This is a genomic window from Fodinibius saliphilus (assembly GCF_005869845.1).
Classification (GTDB): domain Bacteria; phylum Bacteroidota; class Rhodothermia; order Balneolales; family Balneolaceae; genus Fodinibius; species Fodinibius saliphilus.
Genome location: NZ_VAWF01000003.1, coordinates 129,868 through 147,071 on the forward strand (window position 1 = coordinate 129,868; position 17,204 = coordinate 147,071).

At 42.5% G+C, this 17,204-nt stretch carries 12 protein-coding genes and 1 tRNA gene; 6 read left to right on the forward strand and 7 right to left on the reverse strand.

What is annotated here, in order from left to right:
* Positions 1–65 precede the first annotated feature (65 nt).
* Positions 66–138, reverse strand: a tRNA-Lys gene (locus tag FCN14_RS11210).
* 174 nt (positions 139–312) lie between these two features.
* On the opposite strand from FCN14_RS11210, the gene FCN14_RS11215 reads away from it, so the two are divergent.
* The 6 genes from FCN14_RS11215 (at position 313) to FCN14_RS11240 (ending at position 6,555) form a co-directional block, all read left to right on the forward strand.
* Positions 313–1,266, forward strand: a complete 954-nt coding sequence (locus tag FCN14_RS11215) for an MBL fold metallo-hydrolase (RefSeq protein WP_171032900.1) — start codon at positions 313–315, stop codon at positions 1,264–1,266.
* Positions 1,267–1,360: 94 nt separating this feature from the next.
* Entirely contained in the window at positions 1,361–1,759 is a 399-nt protein-coding gene (locus tag FCN14_RS11220) for an HIT family protein (RefSeq protein ID WP_138431375.1), read from the forward strand.
* The gene (aroQ, locus tag FCN14_RS11225; protein WP_138431376.1) at positions 1,756–2,190 is read left to right on the forward strand and encodes a type II 3-dehydroquinate dehydratase; all 435 of its coding nucleotides are present in this window, start codon (positions 1,756–1,758) and stop codon (positions 2,188–2,190) included. Before FCN14_RS11220 ends, aroQ begins: the two co-directional genes overlap by 4 nt.
* 52 nt (positions 2,191–2,242) lie before the next feature.
* A complete protein-coding gene (locus FCN14_RS11230; RefSeq protein ID WP_138431377.1) occupies positions 2,243–3,736 on the forward strand; it encodes a lipopolysaccharide biosynthesis protein in 1,494 nt (497 codons plus the stop codon).
* 78 nt (positions 3,737–3,814) lie between these two features.
* Positions 3,815–4,624 (forward strand): LabA-like NYN domain-containing protein, encoded by an 810-nt coding sequence (locus FCN14_RS11235; protein ID WP_138431378.1) that lies wholly within the window; start codon positions 3,815–3,817, stop codon positions 4,622–4,624.
* 254 nt (positions 4,625–4,878) lie between these two features.
* Complete coding sequence (locus FCN14_RS11240) at positions 4,879–6,555, forward strand: formate--tetrahydrofolate ligase (protein WP_138431379.1); 1,677 nt, start codon at positions 4,879–4,881, stop codon at positions 6,553–6,555.
* Between the two features lie 121 nt (positions 6,556–6,676).
* Here FCN14_RS11240 and mdh read toward each other — a convergent pair whose 3' ends face one another.
* The 6 genes from mdh to carB form a co-directional block, all read right to left on the reverse strand.
* A complete protein-coding gene (mdh, locus tag FCN14_RS11245) occupies positions 6,677–7,633 on the reverse strand; it encodes a malate dehydrogenase (RefSeq protein ID WP_138431380.1) in 957 nt (318 codons plus the stop codon).
* Positions 7,634–7,944: 311 nt separating this feature from the next.
* Positions 7,945–8,820, reverse strand: coding sequence for an NAD(+)/NADH kinase (locus FCN14_RS11250; protein ID WP_138431381.1), 876 nt, complete (start codon positions 8,818–8,820; stop codon positions 7,945–7,947).
* 8 nt (positions 8,821–8,828) lie between these two features.
* Positions 8,829–10,319 carry an ABC transporter substrate-binding protein gene (locus FCN14_RS11255; protein WP_138431382.1) on the reverse strand — a complete coding sequence of 497 codons (1,491 nt, stop codon included), beginning with the start codon at positions 10,317–10,319 and terminating at the stop codon, positions 8,829–8,831.
* A 38-nt stretch (positions 10,320–10,357) separates the two neighbouring features.
* Entirely contained in the window at positions 10,358–11,548 is a 1,191-nt protein-coding gene (locus FCN14_RS11260; protein ID WP_138431383.1) for a D-alanine--D-alanine ligase family protein, read from the reverse strand.
* Between the two features lie 411 nt (positions 11,549–11,959).
* Positions 11,960–14,134, reverse strand: coding sequence for a DNA helicase RecQ (recQ, locus tag FCN14_RS11265; protein ID WP_138431384.1), 2,175 nt, complete (start codon positions 14,132–14,134; stop codon positions 11,960–11,962).
* 177 nt (positions 14,135–14,311) lie between these two features.
* Positions 14,312–17,149 (reverse strand): carbamoyl-phosphate synthase large subunit, encoded by a 2,838-nt coding sequence (carB, locus tag FCN14_RS11270; RefSeq protein ID WP_138431385.1) that lies wholly within the window; start codon positions 17,147–17,149, stop codon positions 14,312–14,314.
* Positions 17,150–17,204 lie beyond the last annotated feature (55 nt).

Genomic DNA, 17,204 nt, shown 5'->3' on the forward strand with positions numbered 1-17,204 from the left:
TAGCAAAAAAGCCTCTGAGGCTATCAACCAGCAGAGGCTTAAGAGAGAGATTCTTTACATAATTGTGAGTCGGGAGGGGATCGAACCCACGACCCACGCCTTAAAAGGGCGTTGCTCTACCATCTGAGCTACCGACTCTTGGGTTAAAAACGAGAGTCCAAATATACAGGTTTCATGCAGTTAATTTCAAGAAAAAAATAACAAAATTTTATTATCCCTTTACTAGGCTCTTAACACAGGATAAGCAAGTTAGTTTGATCAAAAAAATTAATACCTTATGAGGCATTGAGTTAATAATTTAAAATCGGAATCTTGCAAGAAGAGAAAGTAAACGACGTTTTTATCTATCCCATCTGTATTCCTACTCCTTTTGCAGTGGGAGATGTGTTTTGCTATTTAATTAAAGATGAAAAAAATGTATTGGTTGATACCGGTCATTATTCCCCGGATGCTCTGACCATCATAGAAAAAAAGTTGGGAGAATATGACATTACTGTGCGTGATCTTGATGAAATCTGGTTAACCCACGGTCATCCCGATCATTATGGACAAGCATCTTTCTTGGCTGAGCGGTCAGGGGCGGTGATATACGGGCATTCTAAAGAGCGTCAAAATTTTGCAACCAACAATAACAGCGAACTGTTTAAGGCATTTTTTGAGCGCCATAATATCCCATCTATGCTTACGGTAAAAATGATTGAGCAATTGGAGTGGCTAAAACAGTATCAACAACCCATTGAGCCAGAATGGGTTGGCGCCGGTGATAAATTGAGTAGTGGTACTTTGGAGGCGACGGTTCAGCTGACCCCCGGCCATGCTCCAGGGCATGTAACATTTGTATTGGGTGAGAACCTTTTTTTAAGTGGGGATCTTCTTTTGGAACATATCAGTACGAATGCTCTTATCAATTTTGATGCCGAAAGCGGCGAAAGAAACAAAAGCTTGCTGCAGTATCGCGAATCCTTGCAGTGGATGCGAGAGCAGCAGGGAGTGGTGTTGCCGGGGCATGGCAAAAAGATTAACGATATTAAGAAAGTAGCAGATCATCACCTTTCGGAACATCAGGAGCGATATCAAGAAATAATAGAACTGATTGATAAACAGCCGATGAACTTGATGGAGCTTTCTCATACAATGTTTCCCAAACCGATAGAAGAAGGAGCTATTTTCTTAGTATTGTCAGAAATATTAGGATATTTAGATTGGGGTGTTGAGGAAAAGCGAATTGCACTGGAACCTGATAAAATGGAGTATCACAAGATTTGAGCATTCAGAATTAGGAATTGCGAATTTAGAATTTGATAATTGAATGAGCTATAACAACATTTCGATAAACAGTAATCCATAACGATAAAACAATATGGCTACAATATTCACCAAAATTATTGAGGGCGATATTCCATGTCATAAAGTGGCAGAAACAGAAGAGCATATAGCTTTTCTGGATATCAATCCTATTGCAGAAGGGCATACGTTGGTGGTTCCTAAAAAGGAGGTTGATTACTTTTTTGATCTGCCGGATACTCTGATGCAACAAACAATGGATGTTTCCAAAACGATTGCCAAAGGCATTGACGATGCGTTAAATCCCCTGCGGACAGGAGTTATTGTGCAAGGGCTGGAAGTGCCGCATGCGCATGTCCATTTGGTGCCGCTTTATAAAGAGACCCAAGTGATGGCGTTGGGGCATAACGTTAATGTAGAAGAAGACCGGATGCTCGAAATAAAAAAACAAATTGCAGCGAGAGTAGATTTATGAAGTTATCGATTCTAAATGGTCCCAACCTGAATATGCTGGGTAAGCGCGATCCTGAACAATATGGTAAAGAGACGCTTAAAGATATTGAGCAGCTTCTTATTGATCGTTTCGCCGATCATGAAATGGTTTTCTTTCAGAGTAATTTGGAAGGACAACTTGTTGAGGTTATCCAGTCCTTGGTAGAGTCTGATGTGGATGGGCTTATCGTCAACTTTGGAGGCTATTCGCATACTTCGGTAGCAATTCGCGATGCCCTGGCTCTACTCGAAATTCCTATTGTAGAAGTACATCTGTCAAATATCCATGCCCGTGAAGAATTTCGGGAAAAGACGCTTACCGGTTCCGTAGCTAATGGTATCATTACCGGCTTAGGCAAACAAAGTTATGTGCTGGGCGTACATGCTGTTGAACAATTAATACGAGATGCCTGATGGATTATTACCAACCTGTATATCGTTTTTAAAGCTGCCAAACTAATCCCAATTGAAGAAACTTAAAGAATTATTTTCAGATAGTCTGGTCTATGGCATTAGTAATGTGCTGGCGCGATTTATCGGTTATCTGTTGGTTCCACTGCATACGGGGGCTTTTCTACCCTCGCAATATGGGGTTGTGAGCCTGGTATATGCTGGTCTCGCCTTCCTGAATGTTGTTTTTACCTTTGGTATGGAATCGGGCTACTTGCGATATGCCAAAGACCGTGATAAGGCCAAAGATATCTTTACCACCCTGCAGATGGGATTGGGGGCCCTTTCCACGCTGTTAGTAATATTATTGATGTTACTGGCACCGCTTATTATGCCAACGATGAACCTGGTTGAAACAGGGCATGAGAATCTCTTTTGGCTGATGCTCGGTATCCTTTGGTTCGATACGATGGTGCTGGTTCCCTTTGCTGAGTTGCGTCTTGATCGACGCAAATGGCTCTTTGCCCTCTTAAAAACTGGCAATATCGTGGTTAATGTGGGGCTTCAGTTTTACCTGATTTTGGAACTCAACTGGGGTATCGATTCTGTTTTCTTTGCCAGCTTTCTGGCATCAGCAATAACAGCTCTGGTGATTTGGATGGTCACAGCCGATATGTTTTTTGGTCGTTGGGATACGCCCATATTACGGAAAGCCCTGGAATTTGGGATCCCCTTTATTCCGGCTGGCCTCGGATTTGTTATTAATGAAATGCTCGATCGCTTTTTCTTGGGTAACTATATGTCGCAGGAGACAGTAACCCAGCTATATGGGCCCGAATTGGTACCCGACGATATTGTAGGAATATATAGTGCCTGTTATAAACTTTCGGTCTTTATGTTGTTGCTGGTGCAGATGTTTCGCATGGCTTGGCAGCCCTTCTTTTTACGTAATGCTGATGACCCGGAAGCCCCGGGATTATTCAAAGACGTTTTTCGCTACTACAATGCCATAGCAGGTATCTGTTTCTTGATTGTAGCTCTTTTTGCCGAATATATTGTTCAGATAAAAGTACCGTTAATGGATGCATATATTGTTGGCAAGCAGTATTGGGCCGGACTCAGTATTGTGCCGGTCCTGTTGGGAGCCTACTGGTTTCATGGTTGGTATATGAATTTTACAGCAGGAATCTTCATTAAAGAAAAAACAAAAATACTGCCCGTTATTACCTTGGTTGGGGCAGGGATTACAATTTTGGCTAACCTCTTCTTAATCCCGGTTTATGGCATGATGGGGTCTGCTACTGCCACGCTCATTAGCTATGGTGTTATGGCGATGTTCTTATACTACAAAAGTACACAGGTATATCCGGTTAACTATCAGATTATTCGTACATCTTTAATGATGGGTATTGCTGCAGCCGCAATTTATTTTCTGCCGATGGCAACAGAATGGTTCCAATCGGAATGGACAGGTCGCTTTATGATGTTATCATTAGGCAGTGCAGGAATACTTTTGTTATCGATTCCATGTTCAATCAGCACACGCTTATGGTTTTTGCATAATAGATAATTATTTTTTGGATCGCCATCCTGCTACTGACCAAAAATTATTTCGAAATAATTAAGGAATTATTAAGGGGTTATTATTATGGAAGGTAAAGTGGGTATTTATGTAGATGCGGTAAATGTAACAATGAATGGAGGCTTTGGGCTTCGATACGATATTCTACGGAAGTTTGCTTGTCGTGACGGTTCTATTCCTGCCCGAATGAATGTATATCTTGCCTATGATGAAGATCGGGCAGAAGAGGATGAATCGTATCGTAATAAAACAGCTCGTTTTAGCGAAGTACTTCGTGATTTTGAGTATAAAGTGATTGAGAGACCCGTTCAGTATTACGAGGATGAAGAGACCGAAGAGGTTATCACCCAATCTACTGTAGATATGGATATGGCAGTAGATATGTTGATGCAGGCCGATCATCTTGATAAGCTTATTTTACTTACCAACAATGCCAGCTATGAGAGCGTAGTGAATGCTGTACAGGATAAAGGCTTACGTGTTGAGGTTATTGGATTTGATGATATGGCTGAAGACCTTAAAAAAGCTGCCGATATGTATATCTCGGGTTATCTCATCCCGGGGTTGCTTCCCATTGAATCACCATATGCATGGGGCAAAACAGGTTCACGCGTACGGGGCGTATGTTATGACTTTTCACATAACGACGGTTACGGCTTCCTTCGATTCCTCGTGAAGATGAATGAAAACTTGTGGATTACTGACTCCCGCTTTGACGAGTCTCCTTATAACACGGTATTTGCTCATATCTCACAGTTCGAAGAAAACTTCGATACCAGTTTTCTGCCGAGTCGTGACCTCATTTTTGAATTTGACCTGGTCGAAAATGATAAGGGGTTGGTAGCCGAAGATATTGTCTTAGTGTCGGCCCCCTAATTGTCGGCCGGGAGCTTCATTTTCTTGACCATAAGGGAGCTCTTGTTTCATAAGTTATAGATTGTAAAACAGGTCAATAGAGCTTTTTTGTTAGGCTGGATTATCCGGACTTTATTGTGGGTTAGTATATTTCTAAGCAATATTAAAATAGTATTTAAGACTATTTTATCTTAAATTAAGGGCTGTGCCTCTAGCCTTTGCCGGAGGTAGAGGTAGATGAGTTTTTTAAAAATGATATAAAAAGAATAATCACTATGGAAAGTATAAAGATTGCGCAACAGGCCCCGCTAAATCACATGCGCCAGTTTATGGCGGAATTGGAATTGGATGAAGAAAACTTTGAATTCTATGGCAAATATACCGGTAAAATACGGTTAAACGTCATGGAAAAATTTAAAAATCGCCCGGATGGCAAACTGATTTTGGTTACAGCCATGACTCCGACTCCGGCCGGTGAAGGAAAAACGCTGACATCGATAGGATTAGGGCAGGGATTACAAAAAATTGGTAAAAAATCACTTATCACGTTGCGAGAGCCCTCACTGGGACCGGTATTCGGAATCAAAGGAGGAGCCGCCGGTGGTGGGTATTCTCAGGTTATCCCCATGGAACGTATTAACCTTCATTTTAATGGAGATATCCATGCCCTTTCGACAGCCCACAACCTCTTGGCTGCGATGGTTGACAACCACATTTATAAAGGTAACGAGTTAGATATTGATGTTACTAATGAATTATGGGATCGCGCGATGGATATGAATGATAGAGCGCTACGCAATACGGTAGTAGGCCTGGGGGGAAGAGTGAATGGCATCCCTCGAGAATGCAGTTTTTTAATAACTGCAGCATCAGAGATTATGGCTATATTGGCTCTTGCCACTTCCAGAACTGATTTAAAAGAACGACTCGGTGATATTGTGGTTGGGTATAAACGTTCCGGTCAGGCGGTAAGAGCCCGTGATCTGGGAGCCCATAAAGCTATGGCCATGGTATTAAATGAGGCGATCATGCCTAATTTGGTACAGACATTAGAGCATGTACCTACGCTTATTCATGCGGGGCCTTTTGCCAATATTGCCCATGGCACTAGTAGTATCATAGCCAATAAGATTGGTTTAAAGCTGGCCGATTACGTAGTGACAGAAGCCGGTTTTGGAGCTGATTTAGGAGCCGAGAAATTTTTTGACATCGTATGCCGATCTTCTGACATCTGGCCTTCGGCCGTTGTACTTGTTGCTACCTGTCGTGCTATTAAGTATCACGGCGGTTTATCTGTAGATGAGGCTCAAAATGGATATAAAGACCCCAAGATTTTTGAAAAGGGTTTGGAAAATCTCAGAGCCCATATTAAGAATATGAAAAAGTTTGATGTGCCACTCGTAGTTGCCGTCAACAGATTTGAAGGAGACCGACAGGAAGATATCGATAAAATTATTGAAACCTGTGAGGAGTTGGGGGTAAAATGTGCTTCACATGATGGTTTTGCAAAAGGAGGAGAAGGTGTCACAGAACTCGCCCATATAACAGCGGCTCTTGCTGATGGTAATCCCACCCCTTCAAAAGTAACGCTTTATGATCTGGAAGAGCCTGTAGAAGAGAAAGTGCAAAAAGTGGCTACAGAAATATATGGTGCTGATGACATCTATTTCGAAAAGAAAGCACTCAAAAACTTAGCTCGGTTTAAAGAGCTGGGTTATGGAGATCTTCCCATTTGTATTGCCAAAACCCAGTCATCCCTTTCCGATAATCCTAAATTGAAGGGGGCACCAAAGGATTTCACCTTAACTGTTACGGATGTGCAGTTATCGGCCGGTGCAAGGTTCTTGGTGATTATCTGTGGAAATATGATGCTGATGCCGGGACTACCCAAACGGCCGGCCGCCATGGATATGGATGTAAATGAGGACGGGGTGATTACCGGTTTGTTTTAGTTGGGAGTCAAAATAGATCCCGAAATAGACTAAAAGAAGAAAAGGACTCCGCTATGGTCTGCGGAGTCCTTTTCTCTTAAATGCAAGTAGTGAGGGCCTTATGTCCTCAATTTATTGCGATTTATTTATCCATCAGCAGACGGAACTCTTTAAGTACAGAGTGAACATGGTCGGCTGACTCATCTAAAAGTTCTTGTTCTTCATCGTTTAAGTCAACTTCTATTATTTCTTTAATTCCGCCCTCTCCAAGCTTAACCGGAACTCCGAGAAACAGGTCTTCTTGGCCATACTCGCCGTTTAAGTGGGCTGCGCATGGGAAAACACGATCTTGATCGAGCACAATGGCTTCTACCATTTGTGCGGCAGCAGCACCGGGAGCGTACCATGCAGAGGTTCCCATTAGGTTGACGAGTTCACCTCCGCCACCTTTGGTACGTTCTACAATTTCTTCAAGCTTTTCATCGTCAATGAACTGCTTGATAGGCATTCCGCAAACAGTGGTAAAGCGAGGCAAAGGTACCATCGTATCGCCATGGCCACCGAGCAGCAACGCCTGAATATCTTTCGGGGAGACGTTGATCTCTTCTGCTAAGAAAGAACGGTAGCGTGCCGTATCAAGAATACCGGCCATTCCCATTACTCTGCTAGAGTCGAAACCACTGGTTTCGAGTGCAACCTGTGCCATCACATCAAGCGGGTTGGAAACAATAATCAATATTGTATTGGGAGAATGCTCAACAAGATTGCTAACAACATCCTGTACGATATTCGCATTGGTTTCAAGCAGATCGTCTCGACTCATTCCCGGTCTTCGAGGAACACCAGCCGTAATGACACAAACATCAGAACCGGCAGTATCTTCATAATCAACGGTCCCGGTCAGTTTGGTATCAAATTTATGGATAGGTGATGATTCCCACTGGTCAAGTGCTCGACCTTTAGAGGGATAAATCTTTTCACCATTATGTTCCTGCACAATATCAACCATAACAACTTCTTTGGCGAAATCGCGCTGTGCAACTGACAAGGATACGGTAGAGCCGACATTACCTCCGGCACCGACTACTGTTACTTTCATGATACTAATAGTTTTAGGGATTAAAAATTCACCTCAAAGATAAGGCGATTATTGTTGAATATCAGCCGCGAGAGTTAAATAAGTGTGGGATCTTTGCGTGTTGAAATGCATAGTGGTAAAGTTCGATGTTTTTGGTGATGAGCTTTATTACTGTTCTTACTTATTCCGGTCAATTATACTTTAGAATATCTCTGGGATAAAGAAACTAGAAGTTCGAAACTGGAAGTTAGATAAGGGAAGTTGGTTTTTAAATGATTTGCCAAGTAAGAATATGGAATTAATTATTTTAGCAGTGATGAAATTTTTAACCCCTAATCTCTATTCCGTGAATCCATACCCCACATGAGTTTATGGCGGAGGGTATCAAAATAGCTTTGTTCCGGCAGTTCAATTAGGTTAATGGTAAAGTTGGACCGGCGAATAGCTACCTCGAAAGGATAGGAATCAATCTCTTTGATGCGCCCATCATACGAAAAAAGTACTTCATGATCTTGTTCGTTGACTCGTATTTTCAACGATTTGTTGGATGGTAGTACCAAGGGACGAGTGGTGAGCGTATGTGGGTTGATGGGGTTGAGTACCATCACATCTGTATTAGGCATAACAATAGGTCCGTTAGAAGAGAGGTTATAAGCCGTAGACCCGGTGGGGGATGCAACTATTAACCCATCAGCCCAATAATCATTGATGAACATGTCATCATACTCAGCATGGACTTTTACCATCGAGGTTGAGTCCTTTTTAGAAAACAAAAACTCATTAAGCGCATGATAAATAGTTCCTTCTTGGTCTTCGGCTTCTAGTAGGTAACGTTTATCTATTCGATATTTTCCGTCTAGCAAGGAGTGCAGGGCTTTGGGCAACTGCTCTTTTTGCGTATATGCCATAAACCCCAGACGTCCGCTATTAACACCTAAAATTGGTTTTGGAATGTTTTTCATCAACCTTGCGGTATATAGCATTGTGCCGTCACCACCAATGGCAATAATAATATCAGCTTGATCAATAGCTTGCTGCTCGTTTTCTACTACAATAGCTGAGGGGTGCTCGTCTCCATTATATAGTTCTTGCAATTCTTCACAGAAAATGACGTCTACCGCCTTATGGTCATCCGCCCAGTTGAGCAGTTCAATAAACGGCTTTTTGACAGAATATTTTTGAGGGTTTGCAATTACGGCAAATTTCATATTTTCAATCACATATTTTCTGCAGCAGGCAGTGTTACATTCCGAAGGTTAAACCACCAAGGATACTGATTGAAATGGAGTTGTTCAATTTCATTACGCACTAATGCCAGTTGATCTATGGAAAATTGAAATATTGGTTCATAGTTGCTCCACTGGCTGTCTGGTATAAGTGGATAGCTCTTGGTAAGGAATAGTCCGGTTTTACGGCTTGGAGCTCGGTGTTGAATCATCTTTAGGGATCCGTTTTCTTTGCTAAGGGCTTCCGATAAGCTGCCCAGATACGTACGTATAAAAGGATCATCAGAATACATAGCGTAGATTGGGGGTAACTGAGATGGCGAAGTGGTTTTTGGCCTTGTGGTATCTACAACAGTTGAAGTGATATATTCATCCGGAAGAGAACGGAAAAAACTGATTGAATCAGAGGAGGAAATACGCCTGACTTTAGCAGCTTCGTCTTTAGAAATAGTACTGTGAGCATTCCATCGGAGCGTATAGGTCGTGGCTCCCCCTTTATATAGGTTATACAGGTTGGTATAAGAACTTTGTAAGGTGTTGTCGGAATTTAAGAGACTATTAATCAACTGTGGTCCCAATTGAGGGATCAGATGCAGATTTCCAGTACTCATCGATTTAAAAAGATCCTGCTCATTAGAATGGCTAGTAATATCTACCCTATTAAGTTTTATACTGTTAGCATCATAATAATCATTAAACTTAGAGAAAATGTATGTTGAGTCAGAAGGTTGTTTCGAAAAATTAAAGGGACCTGTACCAACAGGAGAGAAGTCCTTGAGTTCTTCGCCTACTGCTTCTTCGGGATAGATAACGGCATAAGGAGTAGCTAGTTTTTTTAAAAACTGAGGATCCTTCTGTTCTAGTTTAAAAACGATGGTTTCTTGATTTGGGACGGAGATCCCGGAAATGTCATTAATGTTGCGTTTTTCGGGGTTGTATACCATGCGTTGTTCTTGGAAGTACGGTTCAAACCCTCGAATATTCATAAAAAGCTGTGCAGCCCGGGGAGGTACCTCTGCTTTGGCCATTCGGTTAAAGTTATATTTAACATCATGGGCTGTAAGTCGGCGTCCTGTACCGGTGCTGAAAACCTCACTGTCTTGGTAAAATATGTCGGGTCTTAATTTGAAGGTATAACGAAGAGAATCGTCACTTACAGTCCAGCTTTCAGCAATGCCAGAAGCTACGTCGCCATTGGTATTGAGACGAACAAGGCCTTCGTATACTAACTGTGTAGCCTGCATTGAGACCGTATTGTCGGCAAAAAGAGGATCTAAAGAATAGATTTTTTGATCATCTCCAATGACAAGTTTGCGAAATCCAGCTTCATTTTCATTGGCACCCTCTGTACCGGTGGTGTCTGTAGCAATTGCTGTTGGACTGTCATTTACAATTACCGTTTCAGTTTGCTTACATCCTATTATGATGAAAAGAGCTAAAAAAACAACGAACAGTTTATTGCGCAGAATTAATGATTTCATATGAGGCACCTTTTTGTTTGTAATAGTTTTGCCGGCACTTAATTTTTTGAACCTTTTAATCCTTTGATACCTTTGATCGCTTTTTCATCAAGCAAGTTGGTATCATAGGACCGAATACGCCCTATTTTTTTCTGATGACGATCTTGTGCAATTTCGATTAAATTTAGCATTAATTCTTTCATATTCATTCCACTTTCTTCCCACAGGTAATAAGAAAATGAGCCCGGGATGGTATTTATTTCGTTAAAATAGATCTCTTCTGTGTCTTCATTGATCAGGAAATCGAGTCTAGCCACACCACTGGCCCGAAAAACTCTAAAGATCTGCTTGGAAAGAGATTGGATCTCTTCGGTCATTGTATCAGAGATATCAGCGGGAATTACCCGATCGGCAGAAGCCATCCCTTTTTGCCCCCCTTCAGTTTGATATTTGTCTTCAAAAGAGAGTGTTTCTTCTTGCCCCAGTGGACGTTCACAGACGCTGGTTTGTAGCTCCTCGGTGGTGCCAAGTACAGAGCAGTTGATCTCCATGAGAGGTGTCACTGCTTTCTCTACCATCAGATTATTATCGTACCGAAAGGCCATTTCTATGGCTTTGATAAGGGCTTGTTCGTCTTCCGCTTTTGTCACACCGATGCTGCTCCCCAGGGTAGTGGGTTTTACGATTACGGGATATCCCAGTTGCTTGGCATAATGCAGCACGGTTTGTTGATCGTTCTCCCACTCTTTTTCAAATAAATCAAATTCGTCAACAACGGGTAGGTTATGAGCACGACATAGCTCTTTCGCTTTAACTTTGTCCATGCCAATGCTAGAGGCAAAAACACCGCTGCCGGCATAGGGAATGTTATATGTTTCGCAGGTGCCCTGGAACGATCCGTTTTCCCCTTCAGAGCCATGAAAGGCCGGTATTACAGCGTGGATTGGATACTCCTCGGGACTACCGAAGAAGCTCTTTTTTTCAGTTTCCAGAAGAATAGCTTTCCCAAGCTCATTATGAGAAAAAGTGCAATCAGTAGCCTGTTTACGGAGCTGGTCAAGATCCTGATAATTTTCGAGCTCCAACAGGGGTGTCCCTGTTAACCAGCGCCCCGATTTGGTAATATATAAAGGGATGAGATTAAACCTACTCTCTTTTAGGGATGCAATAACCTGCATGGCAGAGAGCACCGATACTTCATGTTCGGGTGAGACACCGCCAAAGGCTACGACAATATTTTTTGAACTCATAAAACAGTCTGAAATTTATGGTTACCAATCGCTTTAATGATAATAAAAGATCACCTCAGATGTGATAATGAAAGTGGACTATTTATTGAAGGAATAATGCGTGACTCATGATGATTGAAAGTTGTAAACGTTAATAATTAGTTGGCCATTATATTCTAACCATTAAGGCACTGAGGTCATGTATTTACTTAACCATCGAATTGATAACTGCTTATTGATAGGTACTTTGTCGGGCTTTACATGAGTTTTTCCTACTTGTTTTGAGATAGGTAGAATACTAGAAAAAATAAACGGCAGATCCTGAAACAAGTTCAGGATCTCGGTACAAAAGGGATATCGAATAAAGCTAATAAAAAAGGCACGAGCCTGGGACCCGTGCCTATGGAAACTCCAAAATGTAATTAGCAGATACTACTTTTGTTGGGCCATATAATAGAGTTGTATAACTCGAAGCTCATCATACCCTACTGTTTTGTCGAGCTTGTTATAAATAGGACGCAGCATATGTGGAGCTATTTCATCAAAGACTTCCAGTACCTTATTCCTTTTGCGGGTTGAAAGTGATGAAGCTTTGACGATGCCCTCGGGACGTAACTCATTACCATCTTCTAAATATGTTTTAAGATGTTTAATAATAGTCACGTTTTTAACCCCATACTGCTCAGCAAGGTGTTCAACTGATTTACCCTCATTAAATGATTCGCCAATTCGTTGGTACTTCTCCTTCTTAGAAAGCTCTTCTTTCTTTTCTTTTAGTACCTTTTCTTGTTCCTCGATCTCATTTTCTGCACAGTATTTGCGAATGATCTTGAGGAAATCCATTCCATATTTTTTCTTCTTGACCGTTCCCACTCCATAAATTGGAATAAGATTATCGGTAGACTGGGGGAAGTAATAGGCCATCTCCATGAGCGTAGTATCCGGGAAAATGGCATAGGGTGGAACAGCTTGTTCGTCGGCCAGCTCTTTTCGCTTATCACGAAGTTGCTCAAAGAGATCTTTTTCATAATTCTTTTCAACTTCAGAAGATGTGCGATCCATTGCTTGATCACCCACAACAGTATCTGAGCGGTCGAGAGCACCAAATACATTCTCTTTACCGTCGAGTACAGCACGAGCCTGATCGGTTAGTGATAGGGGACCGTGACTTTCATCTTGTTCCAGATATCCTTGGTGAACGAGCATGCGTCCCAGTAAGATCCATTGTTCTTTGGCCCACTCATTACCAATATTGTAGGTAGGGAGTTCAGCATGGCCATTTTCAAGTACCTTGTCTTTAGTAGATCCACGTAGGATATCGGCAATATAGTAGGCATCATATTGTTCGCCGGTGCGTACTGCGCAAGACAGAAATTTCTGTGCGTGTACTGTTAAATCTTCTACCTCGGCATCAATAGAGAGACAATTGTCGCACATGCCGCAGTTGTCGTTTTCATAGGTTTCGCCAAAGTATCCCATTAACGGAATACGCCTGCATTCATCCGTCTCCATGAACTTCAGCATATCTTTAAGGTGTTTCTCGGCGACTTTTTTCTCCGTACCTTCTTTTTGATTGATGAAGTATTGGATTTTTTGTTTATCGGATCGGCTGTATAGCACCAGGCAGTCGGCACGTAGGCCATCTCGGCCGGCACGTCCAATTTGCTGGTAATACGACTCGATGTTTTTGGGCAGATCATAATGCATAACAAACCGCACGTTGGGCTTGTCAATACCCATTCCAAATGCGATAGTCGCAACAATAATCTGAATATCATCGCGAATAAACATCTCTTGGTTTCGGTTTCGAAGCTTCTTCGAAAGTCCCGCATGATACGGCTTTACCGAGTGGCCTTCTTTCTTGAGCTCAACATAGAGTTCTTCTACCTGTTTTCGAGAAAAACAGTAGATAATCCCCGATTGCTTTTTCCGGGTATAGAGGAAATCCAGAGTTTGTTCCAGCGGATCTTCTTTATCGGCAACTTTAAGAAAAAGATTCTTCCTGTCGAAACTTGCTAGGAAGGTTTCGGAATCATCGAGCTTTAAAATGTCTTCAATGTCTTCCCGTACGCGAGGGGTTGCCGTAGCAGTAAGGGCCAAGCAGGTTGCATCGGGGAAATCTTTTCGAATTTCTGTAAGTTCACGATAATCGGGACGGAAATCGTGTCCCCACTCCGAAATACAATGTGCTTCATCAATGGTAAAGAGGTCGACATCTTGGGTTGCAAGGAGCTTTCTGGTTTTATCCATCATCAGTGTTTCGGGAGCCAGATACAACATCTTTATTTCTCCGTTTCGTACCCGATCAACGTTTCTCTGATATTCGTCAGGGCTCAAAGTACTGTTAAGGAAGATGGCAGGGATATCATACTGTTGTAGCTGTTCTACCTGGTCTTTCATTAACGAGATGAGTGGAGAGACAACGATGGTTAGCCCATCAAAAAGGAGGGCAGGTATCTGGTAGCAAAGAGATTTTCCGCCTCCTGTAGGCATGATGACTAATGCATCATCCTTATCTAGAACCTGTGAGATAACTTCTTCTTGCAGGGGCCGAAAATCTTCATATCCAAAAACGTTGTTTAATTTGTTACGTGCTTCTTTAATCATTGACTAGGTACAATAGTTTGAGATGTAGAACGGTTACCGAATTATTTTTTATTTAGACAATATAGTATACAATAAAAATGGCGAGTTAATTCGCTGTGACCGCAAAATTCAGTTTTCAAAATTCCATTAAATAAAAAGCTGGTTCCGTTACCAGTGGTAACAGAACCAGTAAAGATGTTATTTGCTAAGATATAGGTTTTTGAATTCGAACGGCTTTTTAAAGTGTTCGTCATTGAAATCTTCCATAAAGTAGATCGTTTCACCGGTAGATTTCATTTCAGGGCCTAACTCTTTTTTCACTTCGGGGAATTTGTCAAAGGGGAATACAGGTTCTTTGATAGCCCATTTTTCAAGAGATGATGTTAACTCTTGATCGTCAAAATCTTTGAGTTTAGCTCCCATCATTACTTTTACGGCTATTTTAGCTTCCGGACGACCTGTTGCTTTAGCAAGAAACGGAATGGTTCGTGTAGAACGAGGATTTGCTTCAAGTACATAGACTTTATCCCCCTTGATTGCATATTGGACATTCAGAAAACCTTGAATCTCCATATTGGCAGCAATTTTTTCGTGGTATTCCCGAATTTTATCCAGTGCTGTGTCACTAAGTGAATAGGTTGGAATTACGGCTGTAGAGTCTCCAGAGTGGACACCCGCAGGCTCAATATGCTGCATGATTCCCGCGATATGAAGCTCGTCGCCATCATATACGGCATCAACATCAACTTCTACTGCATCTTCCAGGAATTTATCGATTAGGAAGGCATTTTCGGGATGGGTTTTAAGGACCCGTTCGGTATAAAATTCAAGCTCATCTTCTTTAACGGCAATCCGCATTCCCTGTCCGCCAAGAACATAGCTTGGGCGAATCAGGACGGGGTAGCCAATCCGGTTTGCGATCTCAAGTGCTCCATCTACATCTTCCGCCGTTCCATAGGAAGGGAAAGGGATATCGAGCTTTTTGAGAAACTCGGAAAAGGACCCACGATCCTCGGCAAAATTGATCATTTCAAAATCGGTGCCGAAAATTTTAATTCCTTCTTCAACAAAACGTTTACCGAGCTTCAGCGCTGTTTGTCCACCCACCTGCAGGATAACGCCTTCAGGCTGTTCATGTTCATAGATATCCATAACACGTTCCCAGAATACAGGCTCAAAGTAGAGTTTATCGGCCGTGTCGAAGTCGGTGGAAACGGTTTCGGGATTACAGTTCACCATGATGGCTTCGTAGCCCATTTCCTGGGCTGCTTTAACAGCATGTACACAAGAGTAATCAAATTCGATACCCTGGCCAATACGGTTTGGACCGCTGCCCAGAATCATCACTTTTTTACGGTCGGTGACATTACTCTCATTTTCTCCATCATAGGCGGAGTAGAAATAAGGGGTCTCTGCAGGAAATTCTGCGGCACAGGTATCTACAACCTTAAATGAGGGTTTGAGGTCAAACTCTTTACGTTTTGCACGCACCGCATTTTCAGTAACCTTTTCATCGCCTTGGCTTAGCAGCCAGGCAATCTGTTCGTCTCCGAAACCGGCCTGCTTAAGCTCAAAGAGATCTTCTTTGGTAATGTTATCAAGTGTTTGGCCTTCGGTTCTGTTTTCGAGCGAGACCATATATCGAATCTGCTGCAAGAACCAGGGATCCACTTTTGTAATATCTGCAATTTCTTCTACCGAAGCGCCCAGTTTAAAGGCATTTCGGATATTTAACATGCGATCCCAGTATGGTTTTTTGAGCCGGTCTCGAACTTCTTTGCGGTCGAGCTCATTATAGCCGTCAGCACCCAATCCGGAGCGTCCAATCTCCAGCGATTGATACGCTTTATTGAGGGCCTCGGGGAAGTTACGCCCGATAGACATCACTTCACCTACTGCTTTCATCTGGGTTGTAAGCTCTTCATCAACGTTGGGGAACTTCTCAAAGTTAAATCGTGGAGCCTTTACAATGACATAGTCGATTGAAGGTTCGAAGCAAGCGGAAGTATTTCCGGTAATAGGATTATCGAGCTCGTCGAGATTGTATCCTACTGCCAGCTTGGTAGCAATTTTGGCAATCGGGTACCCTGTTGCCTTAGATGCAAGGGCTGAGGATCGACTCACCCGCGGGTTAATCTCAATAGCCACAAAACGATCGCTTCCCGGTTCTACTGCAAACTGCACGTTACACCCCCCTGCAAAGGTACCAATCGAACGCATCATCTTAATGGCAGCATCACGAAGCATCTGGAACTGTTTGTCAGTTAACGTCTGTGATGGGGCTACCGTCACAGAGTCGCCGGTGTGTACTCCCATTGGGTCGACATTTTCGACGGTACAGATAATAACAACATTGTCGTTGGGGTCGCGAAGCAGTTCAAGCTCGTACTCTTTCCATCCAAATATAGATTCTTCGATAAGTACCCGGTGAACAGGGCTCATCTCCAGGCCGCGCATTACTTTGCGCTCAAACTCATCTTCCGACCATACGATACCGCCCCCGGCACCGCCCATGGTAAAGGAAGGACGAATCACGATAGGCAGTCCGCCAAGTTCTTCGGTAATCTCTTTAGCTTCAAGTAAAGATTCGGCAGCACGACTGCGACACTGGGGGATGTCGATCTCCTCCATCAGGTCGCGAAACTCCTGGCGATCTTCGGTGATATCTACGGCGTCAATGTCGACCCCGATAATTTTAATATCACGTTCACTCCAGTAGTTTTCGTGTTGTAAATCTCTTGTAAGGTTAAGACCGGTTTGGCCACCCATAGTAGGCAGTACAGCATCCGGTTTTTCTTTCTCAACAATCTCTTTGATAGATTCAATGGTAAGAGGCTTTAGATAGATCTCATCTGCCATCATAGGATCCGTCATAATGGTAGCAGGATTTGAGTTGATAAGAACAACCTCGTATCCATCATCCATAAGTGATTTGCACGCCTGTGATCCTGAGTAGTCAAATTCACAAGCTTGTCCAATTATGATGGGGCCGGAGCCAATAATAAGAATTTTTTCTATGTCGTCGCGTCGTGGCATTCTGTGTAGTGTTGAGTTTTTTAGAAAGTTTATTCTGGATATAATCAGCTGATAT